Origin of the sequence: Methylorubrum podarium, from assembly GCF_022179745.1 — a bacterium.
Classification (GTDB): Bacteria; Pseudomonadota; Alphaproteobacteria; order Rhizobiales; family Beijerinckiaceae; genus Methylobacterium; species Methylobacterium podarium.
In genome coordinates this window covers 1-1,062 of the sequence record NZ_BPRD01000661.1, presented here as the reverse complement: position 1 = coordinate 1,062, position 1,062 = coordinate 1, and the positions used below count along the sequence as shown (strand labels likewise).

Here is a 1,062-nt window from a genome sequence, read left to right as displayed (position 1 = left end):
CGAGCAGGCGGGCGACCTCGGTCAGGGGCAGGTCCGTCGCCCCTTGGATCTCGCGGGCCAGCCTGGCGACCTCGGCGAGGGTCTGGGCGTGTTCGGCGCGGGCCGTGGCCCCCTCGCGCTGGCGCCGGGCCGCGGACCGCTCGGTGGCCGTGCGGACGGGCGCGTCGGGGCGGAGCAGGGTCAGGCCGAGTTCGTCGCACAGGTCGGAGGGCAGGTTCAGGTCGGACCGGACCTTGTCCAGCTTCGGGGTGTAGAGCGGGCTGTAGGCCCTGCCCTGGTGCATCCGCACCTCGCCGGCCTCGTGGGCACGCAGGCGCTTGGCGACCGACCCGAGGTAGGACCGGAGGGTCTCCTGCGTGAGGCCGTTGCCGACGACGTAGGGGCCGAACTCCATCGCCCAGGAATCTGCGTCGCCCCCAACGCCGGTCCGCGCCCGGGCGACGGCGACGTGGAAGCAGAGCAGGTCGCGCTTCTCCAGCCGGGCGAGACGCTCGGGACCGATGGCCAGGACGCGGAGGAGCTCGGCCTCGACGGCGCCCCACAGCCCGCGGGAATGCGTGCGCAGGCGCGACGGCGCGACCGGCTTGCCCTCGGCCCGGGCCTGCGCCTCGCGGGCGGCCCGGCGCGCGTCGCGCTCCTCGCGGTACAGCGTGGTCTCGGCGCGGGTGAACGGGAACACAGCGTCCGCGAGCGTGTCGAGGTCGTGGCGCTGCACGTCCTCCCAGCTCTCGGGCCACAGGAGGCGGACGCGCTCGCCGCTCTTCTCGTTCGTGCTGCCGGCGACGCGGTGGACGCGGGCCATGTCGCCGACGGACCAGTCGAGGTCCATGCCGGCCCAGATGGCGGCGTTGGCGGCGGCCTTGGCCTTCACGCGCTCGATGTTGGCAGCGCCGGTCTGGACGGCCTCGCCCCACAGGCAGCAGATGAGGCGGCGCACGCGGGCCTGGACGCGGGCCTTGAGGGGGCGGCGGGACAGCCACACGCACCACAGGCCGCGGCCCGAGAACAGGATGTAGGAGGGCCGCGGGATCCCGGCGGCATCCATGCGGGCGAGCAGGATGC

1 protein-coding gene is annotated in these 1,062 nt (G+C 75.0%); it reads right to left on the bottom strand.

Going from position 1 to position 1,062, the window contains the following annotated elements:
* Positions 1-1,062, bottom strand: a 1,062-nt coding sequence (locus MFF42_RS25450; protein ID WP_238258757.1) for a hypothetical protein, incomplete at both ends; no start/stop codon positions are given.